Origin of the sequence: Kitasatospora sp. NPDC087861, from assembly GCF_044742585.1 — a bacterium.
In the GTDB taxonomy this organism is placed as follows: Bacteria; Actinomycetota; Actinomycetes; order Streptomycetales; family Streptomycetaceae; genus Kitasatospora.
Genome location: NZ_JBIUUS010000004.1, coordinates 20,689 through 46,225, shown reverse-complemented (window position 1 = coordinate 46,225; position 25,537 = coordinate 20,689). Strand labels below are relative to the sequence as shown.

The 25,537-nt window shown below is 72.4% G+C and carries 16 protein-coding genes; 9 read left to right on the top strand and 7 right to left on the bottom strand.

The features are described from left to right. Position 1: 1 nt before the first annotated feature. A complete protein-coding gene (locus ACIOJE_RS07380) occupies positions 2-1,756 on the bottom strand; it encodes an NAD+ synthase (protein ID WP_280674690.1) in 1,755 nt (584 codons plus the stop codon). 163 nt (positions 1,757-1,919) lie between these two features. Between ACIOJE_RS07380 and glnA the strand changes: the two genes are divergently transcribed. Then, positions 1,920-3,281 (top strand): type I glutamate--ammonia ligase, encoded by a 1,362-nt coding sequence (gene glnA / locus ACIOJE_RS07375; protein WP_280674688.1) that lies wholly within the window; start codon positions 1,920-1,922, stop codon positions 3,279-3,281. Between the two features lie 216 nt (positions 3,282-3,497). After that, on the top strand, positions 3,498-6,533 hold the full coding sequence (locus ACIOJE_RS07370; protein ID WP_400774008.1) for a bifunctional [glutamine synthetase] adenylyltransferase/[glutamine synthetase]-adenylyl-L-tyrosine phosphorylase: 3,036 nt from the start codon (positions 3,498-3,500) through the stop codon (positions 6,531-6,533). Between the two features lie 61 nt (positions 6,534-6,594). Here the strand turns inward: ACIOJE_RS07370 and ACIOJE_RS07365 are convergent, their stop codons facing one another. Further along, entirely contained in the window at positions 6,595-7,560 is a 966-nt protein-coding gene (locus ACIOJE_RS07365) for a phosphatase PAP2 family protein (protein ID WP_400774007.1), read from the bottom strand. Positions 7,561-7,876: 316 nt separating this feature from the next. On the opposite strand from ACIOJE_RS07365, the gene pulA reads away from it, so the two are divergent. The 3 genes from pulA to ACIOJE_RS07350 all read left to right on the top strand — a co-directional run bounded on the left by pulA (position 7,877) and on the right by ACIOJE_RS07350 (position 18,287). Then, positions 7,877-13,393 (top strand): pullulanase-type alpha-1,6-glucosidase, encoded by a 5,517-nt coding sequence (pulA, locus tag ACIOJE_RS07360; RefSeq protein WP_400774004.1) that lies wholly within the window; start codon positions 7,877-7,879, stop codon positions 13,391-13,393. Between the two features lie 550 nt (positions 13,394-13,943). Continuing rightward, the gene (locus ACIOJE_RS07355; RefSeq protein ID WP_400774002.1) at positions 13,944-16,277 is read left to right on the top strand and encodes a M4 family metallopeptidase; all 2,334 of its coding nucleotides are present in this window, start codon (positions 13,944-13,946) and stop codon (positions 16,275-16,277) included. 270 nt (positions 16,278-16,547) lie between these two features. Then, the gene (locus ACIOJE_RS07350) at positions 16,548-18,287 is read left to right on the top strand and encodes a carbohydrate-binding module family 20 domain-containing protein (RefSeq protein WP_400773999.1); all 1,740 of its coding nucleotides are present in this window, start codon (positions 16,548-16,550) and stop codon (positions 18,285-18,287) included. Positions 18,288-18,411: 124 nt separating this feature from the next. Here the strand turns inward: ACIOJE_RS07350 and ACIOJE_RS07345 are convergent, their stop codons facing one another. Further along, positions 18,412-19,155 carry an SDR family oxidoreductase gene (locus ACIOJE_RS07345; RefSeq protein WP_280674675.1) on the bottom strand — a complete coding sequence of 248 codons (744 nt, stop codon included), beginning with the start codon at positions 19,153-19,155 and terminating at the stop codon, positions 18,412-18,414. Between the two features lie 464 nt (positions 19,156-19,619). Here ACIOJE_RS07345 and ACIOJE_RS07340 point away from each other — a divergent pair, with 464 nt between their 5' ends. The 3 genes from ACIOJE_RS07340 (at position 19,620) to ACIOJE_RS07330 (ending at position 22,399) form a co-directional block, all read left to right on the top strand. Beyond that, positions 19,620-20,681: an esterase family protein gene (locus tag ACIOJE_RS07340; protein WP_280674672.1), complete on the top strand. Its 1,062-nt coding sequence runs from the start codon at positions 19,620-19,622 to the stop codon at positions 20,679-20,681. 304 nt (positions 20,682-20,985) lie between these two features. Then, a complete protein-coding gene (locus tag ACIOJE_RS07335) occupies positions 20,986-21,765 on the top strand; it encodes a hemerythrin domain-containing protein (RefSeq protein ID WP_280674670.1) in 780 nt (259 codons plus the stop codon). Positions 21,766-21,994: 229 nt separating this feature from the next. After that, the gene (locus tag ACIOJE_RS07330; protein ID WP_400773994.1) at positions 21,995-22,399 is read left to right on the top strand and encodes a hypothetical protein; all 405 of its coding nucleotides are present in this window, start codon (positions 21,995-21,997) and stop codon (positions 22,397-22,399) included. 46 nt (positions 22,400-22,445) lie between these two features. Here ACIOJE_RS07330 and ACIOJE_RS07325 read toward each other — a convergent pair whose 3' ends face one another. The 3 genes from ACIOJE_RS07325 to ACIOJE_RS07315 form a co-directional block, all read right to left on the bottom strand. Next, a complete protein-coding gene (locus tag ACIOJE_RS07325) occupies positions 22,446-23,039 on the bottom strand; it encodes a DUF6891 domain-containing protein (RefSeq protein WP_400773991.1) in 594 nt (197 codons plus the stop codon). A gap of 280 nt (positions 23,040-23,319) precedes the next feature. After that, the gene (locus ACIOJE_RS07320; RefSeq protein WP_400773990.1) at positions 23,320-23,877 is read right to left on the bottom strand and encodes an FHA domain-containing protein; all 558 of its coding nucleotides are present in this window, start codon (positions 23,875-23,877) and stop codon (positions 23,320-23,322) included. Positions 23,878-24,013: 136 nt separating this feature from the next. Then, the gene (locus tag ACIOJE_RS07315) at positions 24,014-24,562 is read right to left on the bottom strand and encodes a DUF1697 domain-containing protein (RefSeq protein WP_280674663.1); all 549 of its coding nucleotides are present in this window, start codon (positions 24,560-24,562) and stop codon (positions 24,014-24,016) included. A gap of 115 nt (positions 24,563-24,677) precedes the next feature. On the opposite strand from ACIOJE_RS07315, the gene ACIOJE_RS07310 reads away from it, so the two are divergent. Beyond that, positions 24,678-25,148: a pyridoxamine 5'-phosphate oxidase family protein gene (locus ACIOJE_RS07310; RefSeq protein WP_400773987.1), complete on the top strand. Its 471-nt coding sequence runs from the start codon at positions 24,678-24,680 to the stop codon at positions 25,146-25,148. An 18-nt stretch (positions 25,149-25,166) separates the two neighbouring features. Here ACIOJE_RS07310 and ACIOJE_RS07305 read toward each other — a convergent pair whose 3' ends face one another. Beyond that, a complete protein-coding gene (locus ACIOJE_RS07305) occupies positions 25,167-25,523 on the bottom strand; it encodes an arsenate reductase family protein (RefSeq protein WP_400773985.1) in 357 nt (118 codons plus the stop codon). Positions 25,524-25,537: the final 14 nt, after the last annotated feature.

Genomic DNA, 25,537 nt, shown 5'->3' with positions numbered 1-25,537 from the left:
GTCAGCCGCGGCGCCAGCGGTTGGTGATCGGCAGGCGGCGGTCCCGGCCGAAGTTCTTGACCGAGATCTTCGGGCCCGGCGGGTACTGCCGCCGCTTGTACTCGGCGGTGTCGACCAGCCGGACCACCCGGTCCACCACGGCCGGGTCGAAGCCGGCCGCGACGATCGCGTCCCGCCCCTCGTCGCCCTCGATGTAGCGGGCCAGCACGCTGTCCAGCAGGTCGTAGTCGGGCAGCGAGTCGCTGTCCTTCTGGTCCGGCCGCAGCTCGGCGGACGGCGGCTTGGAGATGGTGTTCTCCGGGATCGGCGCCACCTCGCCGCGCCGCTGGGCCTCCTCGTTGCGCCAGTGGGCCAGCCGGAAGATCAGCGACTTGTAGACGTCCTTGATCGGCCCGAACGCGCCCACCGAGTCGCCGTAGAGGGTCGAGTAGCCGACGGCCAGCTCGCTCTTGTTGCCGGGCGCGAGCACGATGTGCCCCTCCTGGTTGGAGATCGCCATCAGCAGGGTGCCGCGCAGCCGGGACTGCAGGTTCTCCTCGGCCAGGCCGGTCAGCTCGGTGGCGCCCATGTACGCGTCAAACATCGGGGCGATGGAGACGGTCCGGAAGTGCAGGCCGGTCCGGCGGGCCAGCTCGGCCGCGTCGTCCCGGGAGTGCTGCGAGGAGTAGCGGCTGGGCATCGAGACGCAGTACACGTTCTCGGCGCCGATCGCGTCCACCGCGATGGCGGCCACCAGCGCCGAGTCGATGCCGCCGGAGAGGCCGATCAGCACCGACCTGAAGCCGTTCTTGGCGACGTACGCCCGGGTGCCGGCGACCAGCGCGGCCCAGATCTCGGCCTCGTCGGACAGCCGCGGCGCGACCTCGGCGGCCGCCGCCGAGGCGGGCGCGGCCTGCGGCTCGCCGCCCAGGTCGGTGCGGACCAGGTGCAGCCCGTCGCTCAGCAGCAGGCCGTCGGTGTGGTCGCTGCCGGCGGCCGGCAGGTCGAGGTCCAGCACCAGCAGGTGCTCCTCGAACTGCGGCGAGCGGGCCAGCACCTCACCGTCCGCGCCGACCACGATCGAGTCGCCGTCGAAGACCAGCTCGTCCTGGCCGCCGACCATGTTGACGTAGGCCAGCGGGCAGCCGGCCTCGGCGGCCCGGCGCCGCACCAGCTCCAGCCGCTGGTCGTCCTTGTTCCGCTCGTACGGCGAGCCGTTGATCACCAGCAGCAGCCCGGCCTCGGCCTCGCGGGCCGCGGTGACCCGGCCGCCGTCCTGCCAGATGTCCTCGCAGATGGCCAGCGCGACGTCCACCCCGTGCAGCCGCAGCACCGGCAGCTGGTCGCCCGGGACGAACCAGCGGTACTCGTCGAACACGCCGTAGTTGGGCAGGTGGTGCTTGGCGAAGCGGGTCACCACCTCGCCCCGGTGCAGCACGGCGGCGCAGTTCTGCGGTGAGCCGGCCGGGCGGCCGAACCGCGGCGAGGCGTGCTCCGAGCGCCCGAGGTAGCCGACCACCACCGGCACCCCGCCCAGTCCGTCGGCGTCCAGCCGCCCGGCCAGCTCGACCAGCGCGCCACGGGAGGCCTCGACGAAGGAGCGGCGCAGGGCGAGGTCCTCGACCGGATAGCCGGTCAGGGCCATCTCGGGGAAGGCGACCAGCTGGGCGCCGGCCTCCACGGCCTGCTTGGTCCAGCGCACCACCTCATCGCTGTTGCGGGCGATGTCACCGACCCAGGGGTCGATCTGGCTCAGGGCGAGACGGAGATTGGGCATGCCCCCGAGTGTAATCGTCGATCTGACGCAATGTGCTGCCCGGGGGGTCGGGCCGGGCCCGGCACTGCCGTCCCGGGCGATGATCGGCCATGATGGGGTCAGTCGCTTTCGGGGGTCTTCCGGGCGTAACACAAGCGTAAAGAGCAGAGGTGAGACTGTCCCCATGGGCAAGCAGCAGCAGTTCGTGCTTCGGACGCTTGAGGAGCGTGACATCCGGTTCGTCCGGCTGTGGTTCACCGACGTGCTCGGGTTCCTGAAGTCGGTCGCGGTGGCGCCGGCCGAACTGGAGCAGGCCTTCGAGGAGGGCATCGGCTTCGACGGCTCGGCGATCGAGGGCTTCGCCCGGGTGTACGAATCCGACATGATCGCCAAGCCGGACCCGACCACCTTCCAGATCCTGCCGTGGCGCTCGGAGACCCCGGGCACCGCCCGGATGTTCTGCGACATCCTGATGCCCGACGGCTCGCCCTCCTACGCCGACCCCCGGTTCGTGCTCAAGCGCACCCTGGAGAAGGCCTCCGGCCAGGGCTTCACCTTCTACACCCATCCCGAGATCGAGTTCTTCCTGCTGAAGAACCTGCCCGGCGACGGCACCCCGCCGATCCCGGCCGACCAGTCCGGCTACTTCGACCACACCCCGCGCGGGGTCGGCCACGACTTCCGCCGCCAGGCCATCACCATGCTGGAGTCGATGGGCATCTCGGTGGAGTTCTCCCACCACGAGGGCGCCCCCGGCCAGCAGGAGATCGACCTGCGTTACGCCGACGCGCTGTCCACCGCCGACAACATCATGACCTTCCGCCTGGTCATGAAGGAGGTCGCGCTGGAGCAGGGCGTGCACGCCAGCTTCATGCCCAAGCCCTTCTCCGACCACCCCGGCTCCGGCATGCACACCCACCTGTCGCTGTTCGAGGGCGACCGCAACGCCTTCCACGAGTCCGGCGCCGAGTACCAGCTGTCCAAGGTCGGCCGCTCCTTCATCGCCGGCCTGCTCAAGCACGCCGCCGAGACCGCCGCCGTCACCAACCAGTGGGTGAACTCCTACAAGCGCATCTGGGGCGGCTCCCAGCGCACCGCCGGCGCCGGCGGCGAGGCCCCGTCCTACATCTGCTGGGGCCACAACAACCGCTCGGCGCTGATCCGGGTGCCGATGTACAAGCCCGGCAAGCAGGGTTCCACCCGGGTCGAGGTCCGCTCCCTGGACACCGGCTGCAACCCCTACCTCGCCTACGCCGTCACCCTCGCGGCCGGCCTCAAGGGCATCGAGGAGGGCTACGAGCTCCCGCCCGGCGCCGACGACGACGTCTGGGCCCTGTCCGACTCCGAGCGCCGCGCGCTCGGCATCCAGCCGATGCCGCAGAACCTCGGCGAGGCGATCGACCTGATGCAGCGCAGCGAACTCGTCGCCGAAACCCTCGGCGAGCACGTCTTCGACTTCTTCCTGCGCAACAAGCGCCAGGAGTGGGAGGAGTACCGCTCCGAGGTGACGCCGTTCGAGCTGCGCAAGAACCTCCAGGTGCTGTGAGCGCCTGACGGCTTCTCAAACAGCTTCGGGCCCGTTGTCGTTCGACCGGATGACAGCGGGCCCTCCGGTGGGGTGGATCGTCTCGCCACGGCGGAATGCGATGACCTGGCCTCGGCGCCCGGCGGGTGGATCCGTCCGCCGGTCGTGTCCGCCGGTCGTGTCCGGCGCCGGACCGCCAGGGCGCGTAACCTGCTGGGGCGGACGGACGGAGGGGCGATGGCGGTGGAGGAACAGCGGGCCGGGAGCCGGGTCAGCCGGCCGGAGAACAGGCTGGTCCGGCGCGGGTTCACCGACCCGGCGCAGGCGGTGCGGCTGCTGGCCGGGCCCGGCCTGGAAGGCCTGGCCGAGGACCCCGTGCTGCTGGACGCGCTCGGCGCCACCGCCGACCCCGACCTCGCCCTGCTCGGCCTGGCCCGGCTGCTGGAGGCCGCCGACGAGGCCGAGCGGCACACCCTGCGCGACACCCTCACCACCTCCAAGCCGCTGCGCGACCGGCTGCTCGGCGTGCTCGGCGTCTCCACCGCGCTCGCCGACCACCTGGCCCGGCACCCGCACGACTGGCACGTGCTGGTCACCTTCGAGCTGCGCGACATGCACCCCGGCCCGGAGGACTTCCGCCGCGCGCTCGCCGAGGGCGTCCAGGGCAGCGGCCAGACGGGCGGCCGCAGCCCGGCGGACGCGCTGCGCATCGCCTACCGCCGCTGCCTGCTCGCCATCGCCGCCCGCGACCTGACCGGCACCGCCGACCTCGCGCAGACCGCCGCCGAACTCGCCGACCTGGCCGGCGCCACCCTGCAGACCGCCCTGGACCTCGCCGCCGAGCAGGACCCGGACGCCGCCCGGGCCTGCCGGCTCGCCGTGATCGGGATGGGCAAGTGCGGCGGCCGCGAACTCAACTACGTCTCGGACGTGGACGTCATCTTCGTCGCCGAGCCGCACGAGGGCGTGGACGAGCACGAGGCCGTCAAGGCCGCCACCCGGCTCGCCGCCCTCCTCACCCGGCTCTGCTCGGACACCACCGGCGAGGGCACCATCTGGCCGGTGGACGCCAACCTGCGCCCCGAGGGCCGCAACGGCCCGCTGGTGCGCACCCTGGCCAGCCACCTCGCCTACTACCAGCGCTGGGCCAAGACCTGGGAGTTCCAGGCGCTGCTCAAGGCCCGCCCGGTCGCCGGGGACGCCGACCTCGGCGCCGCCTACGTCGAGGCGCTGGCCCCGATGGTCTGGCAGGCCGCCGCCCGGGACAACTTCGTCACCGACGTGCAGCAGATGCGCCGCCGGGTGATCGACTCGATCCCGGCCACCGAACTGGACCGCCAGCTCAAGCTCGGCCCGGGCGGGCTGCGCGACGTCGAGTTCTCCGTCCAGCTGCTCCAGCTGGTGCACGGCCGCACCGACCCGGCGCTGCGCAGCGGCAACACCCTGGAGGCGCTGGCCGCGCTCTCCCGCGGCGGGTACGTCGGCCGGGCGGACGCCGTCTCGCTGGACACCGCCTACCGCTTCCTGCGCTCGCTGGAGCACCGGATCCAGCTGTACCGGCTGCGCCGCACCCACCTGATGCCCACCGGCGCCGAGGACCTGCGCCGACTGGCCCGCTCGCTGGCCGCGCTGATCAACGACGACACCCGCTCCGACCCGGTGGCCGCCCTGCAGCGCGAGTGGAAGCGGCACGCGGTGGAGGTCCGGCGGCTGCACGAGAAGCTGTTCTACCGCCCGCTGCTCGACGCCGTCGCCGAACTGCCGCCGGGCGCCGCCGGGTTGACCCCGGACGCGGCCCGGGCCCGGCTGGAGGCACTGGGCTACGCGGACCCGGCCGCCGCGCTGCGCCACCTCAGCGCGCTCGCCTCCGGGGTGAGCCGCAAGGCCGCGATCCAGCGCACCCTGCTGCCGGTGCTGCTCGGCTGGTTCGCGGACTCGGCCGACCCGGACGCCGGGCTGCTCAACTTCCGCCAGGTCTCCGACGCGCTCGGCCGCACCCCCTGGTACCTGCGGCTGCTGCGCGACGAGAGCGCCGCCGCCGAGCAGTTGGCCCGGGTGCTGTCGGCCGGCCGGCTCGCCCCCGACCTGCTGCTGCGCGCCCCCGAGGCGGTCGCCATGCTGGGCGATCCGCAGGGCCTGGCGCCGCGCGGCCGGCCCGCCCTGGAGCAGGAGATACTGGCCGCCGTCGGCCGGGCCGGGTCCACCGCCGCGGCCGTCGCCGCCGCCCGCTCGGTGCGCCGCCGGGAGCTGTTCCGGACCGCCGCCGCGGACGTCCTCGGCCGGCTCGACGAGGACCCGGCCGAGGCGCTGGACACGGCGGGGGAGGCGCTGACCGCGCTCAACGCCGCCACCCTGCAGGGCGCGCTGCGGGCCTGCGTGGCCGGCTGGGAGGCCGAGCACGGGGACCTGCCGACCCGGATCGCGGTGATCGCGATGGGCCGGTTCGGCGGCCGCGAACTGGGCTACGGCTCGGACGCGGACGTGCTCTTCGTCCACGAGTCGCTGCTCGGCTCGCTGGAGCAGGACGCCGCCCGGGCCGCCCAGGCGGTCTGCCACGAGCTGCGGACCCTGCTCGGCGCGCCGTCCACCGAGCCGCCGCTGCTGGTCGACGCCGACCTGCGGCCGGAGGGGCGCAGCGGCCCGCTGGTGCGCACCCTGTCCTCGTACGCGGCGTACTACCGGCGCTGGTCGCACGCCTGGGAGAGCCAGGCGCTGCTGCGCGCCGATCCGGTGGCCGGGGACGAGGAGCTGGGCGCCCGGTTCCGGCAGCTGATCGACCCGCTTCGCTACCCGGGCGCCGGGGTGCCGGAGCGGGACCTGGTGGAGATCCGCCGGATCAAGGCGCGGATCGAGGCCGAGCGGCTGCCGCGCGGCGCCGACCCGACCACGCACACCAAGATCGGGCGTGGCGGGCTGGCCGACGTGGAGTGGACGGTGCAGCTGCTCCAGCTCCAGCACGGGCACGAGCTGCCGGCCCTGCGCACCACCCGGACCAGGGCCGCGCTGGCGGCCGCCGTCGAGGCCGGGCTGGTCGGGCGGGCGGACGCGGAGGTGCTGGACGCGGCCTGGGTGCTGGCCTCCCGGGTGCGCTCGGCGGTGATGCTGGTCCGTGGCCGGCCCGGCGACAGCTTCCCCGGGGAGGCCCGGGAGCTGGCCGGGGTGGCCCGCTACCTCGGGTACGGCGCCGGTCACAGCGGCGAGTTGGTGGACGACTACCGGCGGACCACCCGGCGGGCCCGGGCGGTGGTGGAGCGGCTCTTCTACGGCGGCTGAGCCGAGCACGCGAGAGGGGCCCCGACCGGGGCCCCTCTCGCGTGCTCCTTCGTCCTGCGGGCTAGCGCCGTGCGCTGCCGACCGCCTGTTCGCTCCACTGCTCGGGGACGGTGATCGGCTCCTCCACCGTCTCCCGGGCGGGCACCTGGGGCAGTTTGTAGACCCAGGAGTGGTACAGCCAGCGGGCGGCGAGGAAGCCCAGGGCCAGGCAGAGCTCGCCGACGACCGCGTCCATCCAGAAGTGGTTGGCGGTCGAGACGATGACCACCAGGGTGGCCGCCGGGTAGAGCAGTCCGAGCACCCTGACCCACGTCCGGCGGGCCAGGCAGAAGATGGCCAGCCCGCACCACATCGACCAGCCGATGTGCATCGAGGGCATCGCCGCGAACTGGTTGGAGACGTGCGCGGCGGGCCCGGAGGCCATCGAGCCCCAGGTGCCGTGGACCTTCACGGTGTCGATGAACCCGCCGTCGGTCATCAGCCGGGGCGGCGCCAGCGGGAAGCCGTAGAAGCCGACCAGGGCGATCCCGGTGGTGATGAACAGCACGGCGCGGGCCGCGGCGTAGCGGCCGGGGTGGCGGCGGTACAGCCAGATCAGCACGCCGATCGTCACGACGAAGTGCAGCGTCGCGTAGTAGTAGTTCATCCCGGTGATGAGCCACCCGATGCTGTCGACGCCGTGGTTGATCGAGCGCTCGACGGCGATGCCGAGGGAGTGTTCCAGGTCCCAGATCCAGCGCGCGTGCTTCTGGGCTATCGCTTCCTGTTCCGGGACGGCGTTGCGGACGATCGAGTAGATCCAGTAGCTGATCCCGATCAGGGCCAGTTCGAACCAGACCCTCGGTCGGGCCGGCGAGCGCCGCTGGTCGCGGATGCGGTCGCGCAGCGCGGCGGCGCGGGTCCGGGTGGCGCGGGTGGCTCCGTCGGGCAGGCGTTCCGAAGAGGCCGGCCGTGCTCCGGAACCGTCACCGTGCGCCGCCTCGGCACGCCTTGCGCGGCCTTGCTGGATCTCGGTCGGTTCCCCCATGGACGAGAAGTCTGCCAGACGTCCTGTCGCCGTCCGATCATCCCCTGGCAGTGGATTCTTCACCGGCTGTCCCCCTTGAGGGGTAGGGGGCGGCTCCCACCGGGGTAGGGGGTGCGGTCGAGTCTGGTGCTTACCGGTGGGACGGACATACGTCCCATTGTCATGCCGACCGCCTGAAGGGAGTAATCGGGGTGGCGGCACGGGCCGGAGGCCTGGATTTTCCCGGCACGAAACGGTTTCTGCATCTTGCTGAAACATATTGCAGGCCGCTAGCTTCCTGGGAACTCGATCGCCCTTCCCCTAAGGGAGACCCTCAGTGGCCGATACGCCGCCGCTCCGCCCCCGACGCAGACCCGGCCGCACGGCCGTCCTGCTGGCCGCCGCCCTGACCGCCGCCACCCTCGGCAGCGCCCCCGCGGCCCTCGCCGCCGCCGCGCCGGCCCCGCCCTCGGACGCCGCCCTGGCGGCCACCGCCGGGCGGCACGACCTCACCCGCGAGCAGTTCTACTTCGCCCTGCCCGACCGCTTCGCCAACGGCGACCCCGCCAACGACACCGGCGGCATCACGGGCGGGCGGCTGGACCACGGCTTCGACCCCGCCGACAAGGGCTTCTACCACGGCGGCGACCTGGCCGGCCTGACCCAGAAGCTCGACTACATCCAGGGCCTCGGCACCACCGCGATCTGGATGGCCCCGATCTTCAAGAACAAGCCGGTGCAGGGCAGCGGCGCGCAGGCGTCGGCCGGCTACCACGGCTACTGGATCACCGACTTCACCCAGGTCGACCCGCACTTCGGCACCAACGAGCAGCTCAAGGACCTGATAGCCAAGGCGCACGCCCGCGGCATCAAGGTCTTCTTCGACGTCATCACCAACCACACCGCCGACGTGATCGACGACGCCGAGCAGCAGCACGCCTACCGCTCCGTCGGCGCCTACCCGACGCTCGACGCGGACGGCAAGCCGGTCGACGAGACCGCGATCGCCGACGCCGGGGCGCCCTGGCCGCGGCTGACCAAGGACTCCTTCCCCTACACCCCGGTCTTCCGCACCCCCGCCGACGCCGGCGCCAAGACCCCGTCCTGGCTCAACGACCCCGCGCTCTACCACAACCGCGGCGACTCGACCTTCGTCGGCGAATCCGCCACCGAGGGCGACTTCAGCGGCCTGGACGACCTCGACACCCAGAACCCCCGGGTGGTGAAGGGCTTCGAGAAGGTCTACCAGCAGTGGGTCAAGGACGCCGGCGTGGACGGCTTCCGGATCGACACCGTCAAGCACGTCGACATGGCCTTCTGGCAGCAGTGGGCGCCCGCGCTCAAGGACTTCGCCGCCAAGCAGGGGAACAAGAAGTTCTTCATGTTCGGCGAGGTCTACTCCGGCGACCCGGCGATCACCTCGCCGTACGTCACCAAGGGCAGGCTCCAGGCCACCCTGGACTTCCCGTTCCAGGGCGCGGCCCGCTCCTACGTCTCCCAGGGCGGCTCGGCGCGGAACCTCTCCGACGTCTACGCCCAGGACTACCGCTACACCACCGCCGACACCGACGCGTACGAGCTGCCGACCTTCCTCGGCAACCACGACATGGGCCGGTTCGGCTCCTTCCTGCTCGCCGACAACCCGGGTGCCGACGAGGCCACCCTGCTGAAGAAGGACCGGCTCGGCACCGAGCTGCAGTTCCTCACCCGGGGCCAGCCCGTCGTGTACTACGGCGACGAGCAGGGCTTCACCGGCGCGGGCGGCGACCAGGACGCCCGACAGGACATGTTCGCCTCCAGGACGCCCTCGTACAACAGCGACCGGGTGCTCGGCGGCACCCCCGGCCCGGCCGACCGGTACGGACAGGACGGCGGGCTCTACCAGGACGTCGCCGCGCTGGCCGAACTGCGCCGGCAGAACCCGGCGCTCGCCGACGGCGCCCAGATCGAGCGCTACGCCGCCGACGGCGCGGGCGTGTACGCCTTCTCCCGGATCGACGCCGGGCAGCAGATCGAGTACCTGGTGGCGGTCAACAACGCCGCCGAGGCGAAGACCGTCACCCTGGACACCTTCTCGGCCGGGACGGCCTTCGACCGGATCTACCCGGCGGCGGGGGAGCGGGCGACCAGCGGGGCCGACCGCAAGGTCACCGTCACCGTGCCGGCGCTCTCCTCGGTGGTGTTCAAGGCCGGTGCCAAGCCGGCGCCCACCACGGCGGCGCCGCAGCTCGCGGTGCGGCCGCCGGCGGACGGTGCGAGCGGCACCGTCACCGTCGGCGCCGCGGCGGACGGCGGCGGCTTCGACCGGGTCAGCTTCGCCGCCCAGATCGGCAACGGGCCCTGGCAGACCCTGGGCACCGCCGACACCGGCACCTCCGGCCCCGACGGCCGACGACTCTTCGCCGTGACCCAGGACCTGAGCGCCGCCGCCCCCGGCACGGTCGTCCGCTACAAGGCCGTCGTCCAGGACTCCAGCGGCCGGCTGCGCTCCGCCACCGCGAGCTTCACCACCGGCGCCCCCGCGCCCAAGCCGGTGCCCACGGCCGGCGCCCGCCCGTACGCCGTCGTCCACTACAACCGGCCGGACGGCGACTACGACGGCTGGAACCTCTACGCCTGGGGCGACCTCGCCGACGGCGAGGCCACCCAGTGGCCGGCCGGGCACGCCTTCACCGGGCGGGACGCGTACGGCGCCTTCGCGTACGTGAAGCTCAAGCCCGGCGCCTCGGACGTCGGGTTCATCGTCGAGAAGAACGGCGTCAAGGACGTGGACGCCGACCGCCACCTCGACGTCGGCGCCGCCGGGGAGGTCTGGCTGAAGCAGGGCGACCCGACCGTGCGCACCGCCGACCCGGGCCCGGCCGGCACACCGCCCGCCGGCACCGCCGTCATCCACTACAACCGGGCCGACGGCGACTACGACGGCTGGGGCCTGCACGACTGGACCGGCGCCGCCACCCCCACCGACTGGGGCAAGCCGCTGACGCCGGTGCGCCGCGACGCCTTCGGCGCCGTCTTCGAGGTGCCGCTGGCCCCCGGCGCGACCAGCCTCAGCTACATCCTGCACAAGGGCAACGACAAGGACCTGCCCGCCGACCAGTCGCTGGACTTCGCGGTCAACGGCCGCGAGGTGTGGATCCTCGGCGGCCGCGAGGGCTACCTGCTGCCGCAGAACCCCGCCGCCTCCGCGCAGGTGGACCTCGGCAGCGCCAAGGCCCAGTGGATCGACGCGAGGACCGTCGTCGTCCCGGCCGGCTACGGCGCGAACGACGCGGCCCTGGCCGGCGGCACCAGCGCCCAGCTGGTGTACGACCCCGAGGGCGGCATCCGCGCCGACAAGGGCGCGCTGACCGGGCCGGGCCGGTGGATCCGGCTCACCCCCGTCCAGGGCGGCCTGACCGACGCCCAGAAGGCCGCGTACCCGCACCTGGCGGGCTACCGGGCCTTCACCGTGGACGCCCGCGACACCGCCCGCGTCCCGGCGGCGCTGCGCGGCCAGCTGCTGTTCACCGAACACCTGCCCAGCGGTGCCGTCCTGGCCGCCACCGGGGTGCAGACCCCGGGCGTGCTGGACGACCTGTACGCGCGCCGCACCGGCCGGGTGGACTTCGGCCCGGCCTACTACAACGGCAAGGTGGCGCTCTCGGTGTGGGCGCCGACCGCGCAGGAGGTGTCCGTCCAGGTCTTCGACAGCGCGACCGGGGGCACCCCGAAGACGCTGCCGCTGAAGCTGGACGACGAGACCGGCGTGTGGGAAGTCGTCCGCGACAAGGCCGAGTTGGACGGCAAGTACTACCTGTACCAGGTGAAGGTCTGGGCGCCCTCGGTGCAGCAGGTGGTGGTCAACACCGTCACCGACCCGTACTCGGTGGCGCTGTCCACCGACTCCCGGCGCAGCCTGGTCGCCGACCTCGCCGCCAAGGAGCTCAAGCCGAAGGGCTGGGAGGAGCAGGCCGTCCCGAAGGCCGTCCCGCCGGCGCAGCAGCAGATCCAGGAACTGCACGTCCGGGACTTCTCGGTGGAGGACACCACCGTCCCGGCCGCCGAGCGCGGCACCTACCTGGCGTTCACCGAGTCGCAGTCGGCCGGCATGCAGCACCTGCGGGAGCTCGCCAAGGCCGGGGTGACCACCGTCCACCTGCTGCCGACCTTCGACATCGCCACCATCCGGGAGAACCGGGCCGACCAGAAGCTGCCGGCCTGCGACCTCAAGTCCCTTCCCCCGGACGGCCCGAAGCAGCAGGAGTGCGTGGCGGCCGTGGCCGCCGACGACGCGTACAACTGGGGCTACGACCCGTTGCACTACACCGTGCCGGAGGGGTCGTACGCCACCGAGCCGAACGGCGTTGCCCGCACGGTGCAATTCCGGCAGATGGTGCAGGCGATGCACGAGGCCGGACTGCGGGTGGTGCTGGACGTCGTCTACAACCACACCGCCGCCAGCGGCCAGGCCGAGCACTCGGTGCTGGACCGGGTCGTCCCCGGCTACTACCAGCGGCTGGACGCCAACGGCAAGGTCACCACGGACAGTTGCTGCGCCGACACTGCGCCCGAACACGCCATGATGAACCGGCTCGTGGTCGACTCGGTCACCACCTGGGCCCGCGAGTACAAGGTCGACGGCTTCCGCTTCGACCTGATGGGCCTGGACCCGAAATCCACCATGCTGGACGTGCAGGCCGCGCTGCGGAAGATGACGCCCGACTCCGACGGCGTCGACGGCCGGAACGTCCTCCTCTACGGCGAGGGCTGGAACTTCGGCGTCGTCGCGAACAACGCCCGGTTCGAGCAGGCCACCCAGCTCAACCTGGCCGGCACCGGCATCGCCACCTTCGACGACCGGATCCGCGACGCCGCCCGCGGCGGCAACTTCATGCTGAGCTCCGCCCCGCAGCAGGGCTTCGCCTCGGGCCTGTACACCGACCCCAACGGCTCGCCCGCCAACGGCAGCCCGCAGGAGCAGAAGGCCCGGCTGCTGCACCAGATGGACCAGCTGAAGGTAGGACTGACCGGCAACCTGGCCGGCTACTCCTTCACCGACAGCTCGGGCAAGGCCGTCACCGGCGCGCAGGTCGACTACAACGGCGCCCCGACCGGGTACGCGGCCAAGCCGGGCGAGGCGGTGGAGTACGTGGACGCCCACGACAACACCGACCTGTTCGACGCGCTCGCCTACAAGCTGCCGACCGGCACCGCGCCCGCCGACCGGGCCCGGATGCAGGCCCTCGGGCTCTCGCTCACCGCGCTCACCCAGGGCGCGGGCTTCGCCCAGGCCGGCAGCGACCTGCTGCGCTCCAAGTCGCTGGACGCCAACTCCTACGACTCGGGTGACTGGTTCAACGCGATCCACTGGGACGCCGGACAGGGCAACGGCTGGGGCCGTGGCCTGCCGCCGGCGGCGGACAACAAGGAGATGTGGTCGACCGCGCAGTCCCTGCTGGCCAACCCGAAGTTGACCATGGGGGCGGCCGAGATCCGCGCGACCACCGCGCAGTACCAGCAGTTCCTTCGGATCAAGCAGTCCTCCCCGCTGTTCTCCCTGCCGACCCTGGCCGCCGTCCAGCAGCGGCTGTCCTACCCGCTCTCCGGCACGCCCGGCGAGACGCCCGGGGTGATCACCCTGCACCTGGACGGCACCGGGCTGAAGGGGGCCGAGAAGGGCGTCACCGTGGTGTTCAACGCCACGCCGACCGCGCAGGCGCAGACCGTGGCGGCCCTGAGGGGGACGGGCCAGGCCCTGCACCCGGTCCAGGCGGGCGGTGCGGACGAGGTGGTGAAACAGTCCGGCTTCGACGCCGCGACCGGCACCTTCACCGTGCCGGGCCGCACCGTGGCGGTGTTCGTCCAGGGCTGATCGGACCGTAACCGGAACTCCCGGGTCCCGCACCGCCGTTGTGGTGGTGCGGGACCCGCTTCGTTTTGGCCGCCCGGTGGCCGGAAACCACCGATGGCACGGCCGGAAGTGTGATGTGCCGCGCCCGCTCGGCGCCGCGGGACACCGGGTGGTGCGGGCGGGGGCCCTGAGCGCTGGTCAGTGACATCCGGAAGTGATCGAACTTTACCCGGATCATGAAAACCGTGTTCACGAGTTCGCAATGGGGTAACACAACTGACGAACAGTCGTGCATACGGTTTCGGTAATGAATCGGCCATTCCGTGGCATGCATCTGTCATTAACGGCTCGTTTGCTGCCACGATTCCTGCGGCTGCAGACGAGGGGGCCCCACCCCCCGGTGCAGCTGACCGGATCAGGTGCAGCGCCTCCCAACCCTGCAACGACTTGTGAGCACCGCTACCGCACCCCCGTCGCACACCGCGGGCGGGGGCCCCCACTGCGCCGCAACCCTGCGGCCCAGGTTCTCTCCACCGCGTGCGAACCCGCACCGGTCGGAAAAGGAGTCCGCATGTCCCGTTACGCTCACGCCCGGAAGGCAGCGGTTGTCATGGCCGCCACCACCGCGCTGCTGGTGACCGGCATACCGGTCATCGCCCAGGCGGCCACGCCCGACGCCCCGACCGCCGTCGCCACCCAGCAGTCGGCCCGGGCCGCGCTGATCGCCTCCGCGAACCAGCAGTCCGCGTCCGTCGCCCAGGCCCTGGGCCTGAGCAGCCAGGAGAAGCTGGTCACCAAGGACGTCGTCCAGGACGCCAACGGCGGTCGCCACCTGCGCTACGAGCGCACCTACGCCGGACTCCCGGTGCTCGGCGGCGACCTGATCGTCCACCAGGACGCCGCGGGCGCCACCAAGAGCGTGACCAAGGCCAGCGAGGCCAACCTCACCGGCGTCGACACCACGCCGGCCCAGGCTGCGCCGAAGGCCCAGGCCGCCGCGCTCGCGGCCGAGCAGGGCGCCGCCGTCGACACCGCGCCGCGCCTGGTCGTCTGGGCCGCCGACGGCGCCCCGAAGCTCGCCTGGGAGACCGTCGTCGCCGGCCGCGAGTCCGACGGCACCCCGAGCAAGCTGCACGTCGTCACCGACGCCAAGACGGGCGACGTGCTCAGCAAGGCCGACGGCATCAAGCGCGGCTCCGGCACCGGCGTGTTCGTCGGCCAGGTGCCGCTGACCACCACCCAGAGCGGCTCGACGTACTCGCTGAAGGACGCCACCCGCGGCGGCCAGTACACCACCGACATGAAGAACGGCACGTCCGGCAACGGCACGCTGTTCAGCAAGTCCAGCGACACCTGGGGCAACGGCCAGGCCAGCAACCGCGAGTCGGCCGCCGTGGACGCCCAGTTCGGCGCCGCCGTCACCTGGGACTTCTACAAGAACACCTTCGGCCGCAACGGCATCAAGAACGACGGCGTCGGCGCCATGAGCCGGGTCCACTACGACACCGGCTACGTCAACGCGTTCTGGGACGACAGCTGCTTCTGCATGACCTACGGCGACGGCTCGGGCGACACCCACCCGCTGACCGAACTCGACGTCTCCGGCCACGAGATGAGCCACGGCGTCACCTCGGCCACCGCCAACCTGAACTACTCGGGCGAGTCCGGCGGCCTCAACGAGGCCACCTCGGACATCTTCGGCTCGATGGTCGAGTTCTACGCCAACCTGCCCGCCGACGTGCCGGACTACCTGATCGGCGAGCTGATCGACATCAACGGCAACGGCACGCCGCTGCGCTACATGGACAAGCCCTCCAAGGACGGTCAGTCGGCCGACTCCTGGTACTCGGGCGTCGGCAACCTGGACGTGCACTACTCGTCCGGTGTCGCCAACCACTTCTTCTACCTGCTGGCCGAGGGCAGCGGCGCCAAGGTGATCAACGGCGTCAGCTACAACAGCCCGACGGTCAACAACATCGCCGTCACCGGCATCGGCCGGGACAAGGCCCAGCAGGTCTGGTACAAGGCGCTGACCGCGTACATGACCTCCACCACCGACTACGCCGCCGCCCGCACCGCGACCCTGAACGCGGCCACCGACCTGTACGGCGCGAACAGCGCCGAGTACAACGCGGTCGCCACCGCCTGGGCCGCCGTCAACGTCGGCTCGCTGCCCAACCCGGGCGGCGTCACCGTCACCAACCCGGGCAACCAGTCCACCGCGCTCGGCAGCGCGGTGAACCTGCAGATCAAGGCCTCCGGCGGCACCGCGCCGCTGTCCTACGCGGCCACCGGCCTGCCCACCGGCCTGGTCATCAACGCCTCCACCGGCGCGATCACCGGCACCGCCAACACCGCGGGCACCTACAACACGACCGTCACGGTGAAGGACGCGGCCGGCAAGTCCGGGACCACCAGCTTCACCTGGACCGTGGCCGGCGGTGGCGGCTCCTGCACCCCGGCGCAGCTGCTGGGCAACGCGGGCTTCGAGACCGGCACGGCGGCGCCGTGGACGGCCAGCTCCGGCGTGGTGGACAACAGCTCCTCGCAGGCGGCCCACGGCGGTTCGTGGAAGGCGTGGCTGGACGGCTACGGCTCCTCGCACACCGACTCGGTCTCGCAGACGGTGACCATCCCGGCCGGCTGCAAGGCGACGCTGAGCTTCTGGCTGCACATCGACACCGCCGAGACCGGCACCACCGCGTACGACAAGCTGGCCGTGTCGGTGAACGGCACCACGCTGAAGACCTACTCCAACGTGGACGCCGCGGCCGGCTACCAGCAGCGCACCTTCGACCTCTCGTCCTACGCGGGCCAGACGGTCACCGTGAAGTTCACCGGCACCGAGGACACCTCGCTGCAGACGAGCTTCGTGATCGACGACACCTCCGTCCAGACCGGCTGAGGCCGGACCGGGCCCCCGCGGGCCCGGTGAACCAGGACAGGTGAGGGGCCCGGCGGCTACGGTCGCCGGGCCCTTGTCGTGGGCGCGGGCGCGGTCGTGCAGAAACGTTCCTCCCAGGACCTTGACGCTGTCTCCCGGCGGCCCTAGGTTCAGCGCTGCAAGTTTCCGGCAAGTTACAGAAACTTCCTGCAGGCTCCACCTCCGGCTGCCCCACCCCAGCCGCGGGCTTCACTTCCGGCTGCCCCACCCCAGCCACCCCCAGGAGACGACGTGGTCACCACCGCCCCCACCCGCCGACCCGCCCGCGCGGCCGGTGCGCTCGCCGCCTCGGCGGCGCTCGCGCTCTCGCTCGGCACCTCCCTCGGCGCCCCCGCCGCCCAGGCCTCCCCGCCCGCCAACGGCGGCAAGGACGTCACCGCCACCCTCTTCGAGTGGCGCTTCGACTCGGTCGCCCAGGCCTGCACCTCGACGCTCGGCCCGAAGGGCTACGGCTTCGTCGAGGTCTCGCCGCCCCAGGAGCACATCCAGGGCCCGCAGTGGTGGACCTCCTACCAGCCGGTCAGCTACAAGATCGCCGGGCGGCTCGGCGACCGGACGTCCTTCAAGAACATGGTCGACACCTGCCACGCGGCCGGGGTCAAGGTCATCGCCGACGCGGTCGTCAACCACATGACGGCCGGCTCCGGCACCGGCACCGGCGGCACCGCCTACACCAAGTACACCTACCCGGGCACCTACCAGGACCAGGACTTCCACTCCTGCCGCCAGCCGATCACCAACTACCAGGACCGCTCCAACGTGCAGAACTGCGAGTTGGTCGGCCTCGCGGACCTGGACACCGGCAGCGCGTACGTCCAGACCACCATCGCGCACTACCTGGACGACCTCGGCTCGCTCGGCGTCGACGGCTACCGGATCGACGCCGCCAAGCACATCGCCGCCGGCGACCTCGCCGCGATCAAGGCGAAGATGGCCAACCCCAAGGCCTACTGGGTGCAGGAGGTCATCTACGGCGCCGGCGAGCCGGTCCAGCCCACCGAGTACACCGGCACCGGCGACGTCGACGAGTTCCGCGTCGGTACCGACCTCAAGCGCATGTTCACCAGCGACAAGCTCGCCAACCTGGCCTCCTGGGGAGCCTCCTGGGGCTACCTGCCGAGCGCGCAGGCGCGCTCCTTCGTCGACAACTGGGACACCGAGCGCAACGGCTCCACCCTCACCTACGCCGACGGCAGCACCTACACGCTGGCCAACGTCTTCCTGCTCGCCTCGCCGTACGGCGCGCCCAACGTCTACTCCGGCTACGCCTTCACCAACAAGGACGACGGACCGCCCAACGGCGGAACCGTCAACGCCTGCTACCAGGACGGCTGGAACTGCACCCACGCCTGGCGGCAGATCGCCAACATGGTCGGCTTCCGCAACGCCGTCGCGGGCACCGGTGTGACCAACTGGTGGTCCAACGGCAGCAACGCGATCGCCTTCGGCCGCGGGAACAAGGGCTACGCGGCGATCAACCACGAGAGCGGCGCGATCACCCAGACCTTCCAGACCGGGCTCGCGGCCGGCACCTACTGCGACGTCCAGCACGGCGACCCGCAGCCGGGCGGCGGCTGCACCGGCCCGACCTACCAGGTGGGTGCGAACGGGCAGTTCACCGCGACGATCGGCGCGGGCGACGCGGTCGCGCTGTACCTCCAGGGCGGGGCGACGAGCGCCTCCGGAGCCTCGTTCAACGTCAACGCGACCACCGCGTACGGCCAGAACGTCTCCGTGGTCGGCGACGTCCCCGCGCTCGGCGGCTGGGACCCGGCCAAGGCACTGCCGCTCTCCTCGGCCGGCTACCCGGTCTGGTCGCTGTCGCTCACGCTGCCGGCCGGCACCGCCTTCCAGTACAAGTACGTCCGCACGGACGCGAGCGGCGCGGTGACCTGGGAGTCCGGGGCCAACCGGACGGCGACCGTGCCGGCCTCGGGCCTGGTCACCCTGAACGACACCTGGCGGCCGTAGGGCTGACGGACCCCTCCGACCCCGGGACCCCCGTCAGCTCGGCCTGACGGGGGTCCCCCCCCGGGGGGCGCCGCTTTCCCCGTCCGGTCCGGGTCCTGCCCGGCGGACCCTGGGGCTGGACGCCCTAGCCCCGTCCGATGTACGGCATGGCGGTCGCCATCACGGTGGCGAACTGCACGTTCGCCTCCAGTGGCAGCTCGGCCATGTGCCGGACGGTACGCGCCACGTCGGCCACATCCATGGTGGGCTCGACCGCGATCCGCCCGTCCGCCTGCCGCACCCCGGCGCTCATCGCGGCGGTCATGTCGGTGGCCGCGTTGCCGATGTCGAGCTGCCCGCAGGCGATCCGGTACGGGCGGCCGTCCAGCGACAGCGACTTGGTCAGCCCGGTGATCGCGTGCTTGGTCGCGGTGTACGCGATCGAGTGCGGGCGCGGGACGTGCGCCGAGATCGAGCCGTTGTTGATGATCCGGCCGCCCTGCGGGTCCTGAGCCTTCATCCGGCGGAACGCGGCCCGGGCGCAGAGGAAGGCCCCGGTCAGGTTGAGGTCGACCACGGCCCGCCAGGCCTCGACCTCCAGGTCCTCCACCGGCACGGCCGCGCCGAAGGTGCCGGCGTTGTTGAACAGCAGGTCCACCCGGCCGAAGCGCTCGGCGGCCTCGGCGAACAGCGCGTCCACCGCGGCCGGGTCGGTGACGTCGGTCGGCACCACCGCGGCCGGGGCGCCGCCCAGCCGGGCGGTCTCCCGCAGCGGCTCGGCCCGTCGGCCGGCCAGCACCAGCTGCCAGCCGGCCGCGGCCAGTTCGACCGCCACGGCCCGGCCGACCCCGCTCCCGGCTCCGGTGACGACGGCGATCTGCTGGGGCATGGCGCTCTCCTCGGTCTGCTCGGGTCGACGGTCCGCCCGGTGGTGGTCCGCCCGGTGGTGGTTCGTCCGGTAGTGGTTCGCCCGGCTCGCTGGTCCGCGCGGGCCCGGGCGTGAGCCGATCGTTGCGGATGCGCGGGCCGCCGTCACTGGTCGAAGGCCCCAAAATCCACGCGGTCGGGCCGGCCGGAGACTGTGCCCCCGCCGTTCGGCCCCCGTCGACCGGGGGGAGAGGTGAAGGTCTTTACCTGATCGCGAACAAACATTGGATTTCCGGTGGCCGCCACGCAACCGGGCCACCCCGGCCCACGTCATAAGATCGCAGGAAGGCGCGCCACCGCGAGGGAGGGCGCGCCACCACCCCGGGGACCGCACCAGCGCCGCGCCCCCGGGCCTGTCCGGCCCCACCGGGGGGCCACAGCCCGGCCAGACGGACCGGGCGTGACATCGGTCGGAGAGTCCTCACCGTGCTTAGGCAGTCGTCCCGTTCCCGCGCCGTCCTGACCGGCGCCGCCGTGCTCGCCCTGGCCGCCTCGCTGGCAGCCTGCGGGAGTTCCGGCGGCGGGAAGGAGGACGGCGCCAAGGCGGCCGGCACCCCGGGTGCGAGCGGCACCGCCGCGGGCGGACCGACCGCCGCCGGCGCCGCCACGGCCGCGCCCGCCAACGCGGAGCCTGCGGTCGCCAGCGGGAAGGTGCTGATGCCCACCGGCCCGAACGCCGCCCTGACCAAGGCCCGGGACACCGCCGCGGGCCCGATCATGGTGACCACAGTGACCGGTGCGAAGTCCGGCGTCTCCGGCAAGGTCTGGGTCTGGCTGCCGCCCGAGTACAACGACCCCAAGTACGCCAAGACCGGCTTCCCGGTGCTCACCCTCTTCGCGGGCGGCCAGAGCAACGGCTACAACACCTGGACCGACAACCAGCTGCCGATCCAGGAGGACAACGAGGCACTGGTCAAGGCCGGCAAGGCCCACCCGTTCATCATGATCATGCCGGTGCAGAACTTCAACAGCGACGAGCACAACGCGCTGGACTGCTCCGACATCCCGGGCCAGCCCAAGATGGGCACCTGGATGGCCCAGGACATCCCGGACTTCGTCCGTGCCAACTTCCGTACCGTGAAGGGCCGCGACGGCTGGGGCGTGATGGGCGCCTCCACCGGTGGCTTCTGCAGCGCCAAGCTCGCCCTGCAGCACCCGGACGTCTACAAGGCCGCCGTCCCGATCGACGGCTACTACGTCCCCGACTCGGGGCTGTGGAAGGGCCACGAGGCCGAGCGGCAGGCCAACAACCCCGACGTGCTGGTCGCCCAGGGCAAGGCCGACGTGAAGATGCTGGTCACCGCGGGTGGGGCCAACCCGTACGAGACCAAGCTGGTCAAGGCCTGGGTCGCCAAGGCCGCCCCGCCGGCGTCCCTGGAGTACTACGAGCAGCCCGGCGGCAAGCATCTGACCTCGGACTTCAAGAAGATGATCCCGGACACGCTGCAGTGGCTCACCAAGAACCTGGCCGGCCCGGCGGCCGACTGATCCGGTACCGCCACCCGCGCGGGCGCTCGCGCGGGCACTCGTCCGCCGACCGGCACGGCCACCCGTACGCCGCGGGCCCGGGGCACCACCAGGTGCTCCGGGCCCGCGGCGTTCCGGCTTCGTCCGCGGGTCGTCCGCAGACCCGGTGCGCGCTTCGCGAGGAGCCGCCGCCGTCCGCGAAAACGCCTGTGACCTGCGCGTCAATCGGACATTGATTCACTTCTGATCGACTGTGAGCACTTTGGATGGGGCCGCATTCCACCGGCCGGCCCCGCCCGCCCCACGACGTTGTGAAGAGAGTGCCATGCCGATCCATCTGCTGCCCCAGCCGTCCCCCTCCGTGCCCCCGCAGACGGAGCCCGGGGCCGACACCCGGGGCGCGGCCGCGCCCGTGCGGGCCGCCGACGAGGTGCCGGGGACGGACCGCTTCGCCGGGCTGCGGCTGGTGCACGCCGCGCTGCGCCGGGACCTCGCCCGGCTGCCCAACGCGCTGCGGCTGCTCCAGCCCGGCGAGGACGACGCGGGCGAGGCGCTGCTGCGGCACTGGAGCTTCGTGACCGCGATGCTGACCTGCCACCACGAGCAGCAGGACACCCGGATCTGGCCGATCGTGCGCCGCTTCGCGCCCGAGCTGCGGCTGCTGCTCAACTGGCTGGAGGCGGACCACCACAACCTCGACCACTCGTTCACCCGGGTCACCACGCTGGTCCGGATCGCCAGCCGGGACACCGGCAGCGCCTGGCCGGTCGCCTACGCGATGGAGGACCTGGCGGCCCGGCTGGAGACGCACCTGCGGATCGAGGAGCGCCAACTGCTGCCCCGGATGGAGCGGGTGATCCCGGAGGGCTCCCGGCTCGGCGGTCTGGGCGAGCTGCTGGACCTGCTGCGGTCGGCGGACGGTCCGGGCGCGCCGGACGCGCTGGCGTGGCTGCTGGAGGGGGTGGAGCCGGCGCTGGTCGAGCGGCTGCTGGCCGAGTGCGACGACGACGTGGCCCGCAACTGGCCGCACTGGCAGGCCACCTACCAGCGCTGCATGGCGCCGCTGTGGGGCCCGTCCGCCGGACTGGGCGGCCTCGGCGACTGACCGCCGGTCCTTTTCGCGGCCCGTCGATCTACGCGCGTGGCATACGCCTGAGGCATATGCGGTCATCGCCTTGGAATCTGCCCCTGTGGGCCCAACTCCCTTTTCCCCCTGGGGGATTCACCTCACCGTCCTCGGGGTCGCGGTGGCCCGGGCGCTCCGGGCCCGGCCAGGGGACGGGTACCGTCGACGGGCGATGGCGGGGTGTGCCCGGCCGCCTACCGTCGACACCATGACCACAGGACGCACACCGAACTCCCACCGAACCCGTGACCGCCACGGCCTCGTGCCCGCCCGCCGCCCGGCGCTCCTCGCCGCCGGCGCCGTCCTGGCGCTCGGCGCCGGACTGACCGCCTGTGGGGGCAGCGGCTCGCTGTGCCTCGACGACGACAGCTGCGACGTCGTCGTCCGCACCGACGATGCCGACGCCTCCAAGACCGTCCAGGTCTTCGGCGGCAACCACACCATGAAGATGGCGGTCGGCCACATCACCGACAGCACGGTCGAGGTGGCCGTCGGCGACGACCGGAAGACCGTCGGCAAGGACGTCGAGACCACCATCGGCCAGGCGAAGGTCACCCTGCACAAGGCGAACAAGGGCGACCGCTCCGCAGAACTGCACGTCACCCGCGGCTGACACCGCCCGCACGCTGCCCAGACGTTCACCCGGGCCTCCCCGGCGCCTACTCCGGCAGGCGGTTGAGCCACTCCAGCGGAGTGACCCGGATCGCCGTATGCGGCGAACCGTCCCACTCCACCGGGAGCCCGACCGCCTCCAGCGCGGCCACCACCGCCCGCCCGACCTCGGCCGTCCGCCGCTCCGACACCTCGGCGGCCTCCTCCCCGGTGTGGAACCCGCCGTAACGCAGCATCAGGCCCCGCCCGTCGGCCGCCGCCTCGGTGTCCTGCTGGTGGAAGAAGACGAAGCCGTGCGAGCCCTCGTCGGCCTCGCCGCCGATCTCCGCATAGCCGCAGCCCGCGCAGCAGGTGAAGTCCATCGCCGCGACGACGCCCTCCTCCTCCAGCGCGTCGAAGGCCGCCGCCAGCCGGTCCACGTCCGTGGTCGCGGGCCAGGAAGCCTGCTCGGCCAGCCGCTCGGCCCACAGCGGAGCGACGATCCGCTCCGCCTCCTCCTGCGTCAGCCCCTGGTCGTCGAGGACCTCGACCAGGGACTCGGCTATCTCGTCCGGCTCCTGGAAGCCGCACCGGATCAACTCGCGGGCCCGTTCGCGGGCTTCGCGCAGCACGTCGGGGGTGGGAGCCGTCTCCTGGGTCATGCCCGCATCCTTGCACCCACCACTGACAACGCCACCGCCCCGGCCGACCGTGAGTGCCACCGTCCGCCGGTGACCTCCCTCCGGCAACCCCCGCTGATCACCCGACTGCCGGCCGCCGAGCGCATCCTGGCCGCCGGCGCCGGCGCCGGTGGCGGTGGCGGCACGCCGTGCTGACCCGCCAGATCCGCACCGCCATCGAGGAGTTCCGGGACGGGCCGTCGTGACAGCGGGCACCGCGACAGCTCCCGCACCGACCGGCCGCCCGGGGGAGCGACGGACCCTAGGCGAGCCGGAACTCCAGGTTCCCGAACCGGACCTGGTCGCCCGGCCGGACCCGGACCCCGCCCGCGATCCGGCGCCCGTTCACGTGCGTGCCGTTGGTCGAGCCGAGGTCGTACAGCACCCAGCCGCCGCCCTCGTGCCGCAGCTCGGCGTGCTTCCGGGACACCGAGGCGTCGTGCAGCCGCAACCCCGAGCCGATGATCCGACCGATCGTCAACTGCCCGGCCCCGGTCTCCGGCAGGCTCAGCCCGGGCAGCCGCTCGGTGCGCCAGGCCCGGCTCAGCCGGTCCCCGAACGCGGAGATCCGGCCGACCGTCCGCAGCAGGAGGCGCTCGACCGGGTTCCCGGTCGGCAGCCCGCTCATCGCCTCGTCCAACTCGCCCCGGCTGGTGGCGTGCAGGACGATCTCCATCCGGCCGAGGAAGGTGTCGTGCGACAGCCGCCCGCTGCCCGCGCCGTCCTTGAGCACCCCGAGCGCCTGGTCCCGTTCGGCGTCGGAGGGGCGGACCGCGCCGGAGGGCGAGACCGCGCCGGTGCGGAACTCAGGAGACGTCATGGCCCGATTCTCGGCTCGGCCGGCTCCGACTGTCCAGATCACGCCGTGCGCCGACGCGGAGTGAGTACGTCACTGCACTTCAGACGCCTGGTGCGCGACCGCGGTTCCGGTCGCCGTGGCGGCCGGCCGGAGGTGGTCAGCCCTTCCGGGCGGCCGCCAGGATCTTCTCGGTGGTGTGCAGGAACCGGGCGGTGACCGACCCCCGGTAGGCCTTGCCGAACAGGTCCCCGGTGACCCACCGGCCGTCCCGCAGACGGACCACCACGTACGCGGCGCCCGGGTCGGCACCGATCACCTCGTGGTCGCCCTTCGGCGAGGTACGGGGGAGGGCGAGGGCGGCGGGCAGCGGTTCGGAGAGGAAGGCGACGACCAGCCGGATGTCGGGCGTCACCTCGATGCCCCGGAACGGCTCGGCGGCGAGCAGCGCGGCCACCTCGTCGACCGTCCGCAGCATCACCGGCACCGGGTAGCCGAGTGACCGCTCCAGGTGTTCCTCGATGCGCCGGGTGAGGGCGGCGCGGTCCGGCTCGTCGGTGCTGAAGAAGACGTTGCCGCTCTGGATGTAGGAGCGCACGCCCGCCAGCCCCAGCTCGGCGAAGAGCGCCCGCAGCCGCTCCATCTTCACGGTCCGGCCGCCGACGTTGATGGCCCGCAGGAACGCGATGTACGTGGTCGTGGTGGTCACCCCGCCAGTCTGGCACCGGCCACCGACAATGCCCGGGCGGCGGTGGGGGCGACGGTGGGCACCCGGCCGGCGGGGATGCCCGGCGGCTGTCAGTGCCCGGTGCCAGACTGGCGCCATGGCTACCTGGCAGGATTTCGAGCAGCAGGCACCCGATCTGGCGCCCCTCGTACGGGCCCGGTTCGAGGCCGACAAGCACCACGTCCTGGCGACGCTGCGCAAGGACGGTTCGCCCCGGGTGAGCGGGACGGAGGTCGACTTCATCGGAGCCGACCTGATGATCGGGTCGATGTACGGCTCGGTCAAGGCACGCGACCTCCAGCGGGACGGCCGCTTCGCGCTGCACGCCCACCCGGGGGACGAGACCATGGCCGGTGGGGACTCCAAGGTCTCCGGCCGTGCGGTCGAGATCACCGACGAGGCCGAACTGACCGCCTACGTGGCCGATCTTCCCGAGCCGCCGCCCACCCCCTTCCACGCCTTCCGGCTGGACCTGGAGCAGGTGGTGCACACCACCGTGGAGGACGGCCGGCTGTGGATCTCCAACTGGCACCCGGGCCGGCCGGTGCAGCGGATCGAGCTGCACTGACCGCCCCCGGCGGCGTCCCTACGGCAGTACGGACTTGACGGCCTCGGGGGTCCGGGCCACGACGGCGTGGCCGTCGTCCGCGGTGATGATCGGCCGCTGGATCAGGATCGGGTGCTCCGCCATGGCCGCGATCCAGCGCGCCCGGTCCGCCGGTTCCCGGGACCACCGCTTCATCCCGAGGTCCTTGGCGACCGGCTCCTCGATGCGGGTGATGTCCCACGGCTCCAGGCCCAGTCGCTCCAGCACCTGTTCCAGCTCGGTGGCGGTCGGCGGATCCTCCAGGTAGCGCCGCACGGTGTACTTGGCCCCGACGGCCTCCAGCTCGCCGAGTGCCGACCGGCACTTGCCGCAGCGCGGGTTGATCCAGATTTCCATACGGCCACCCTACC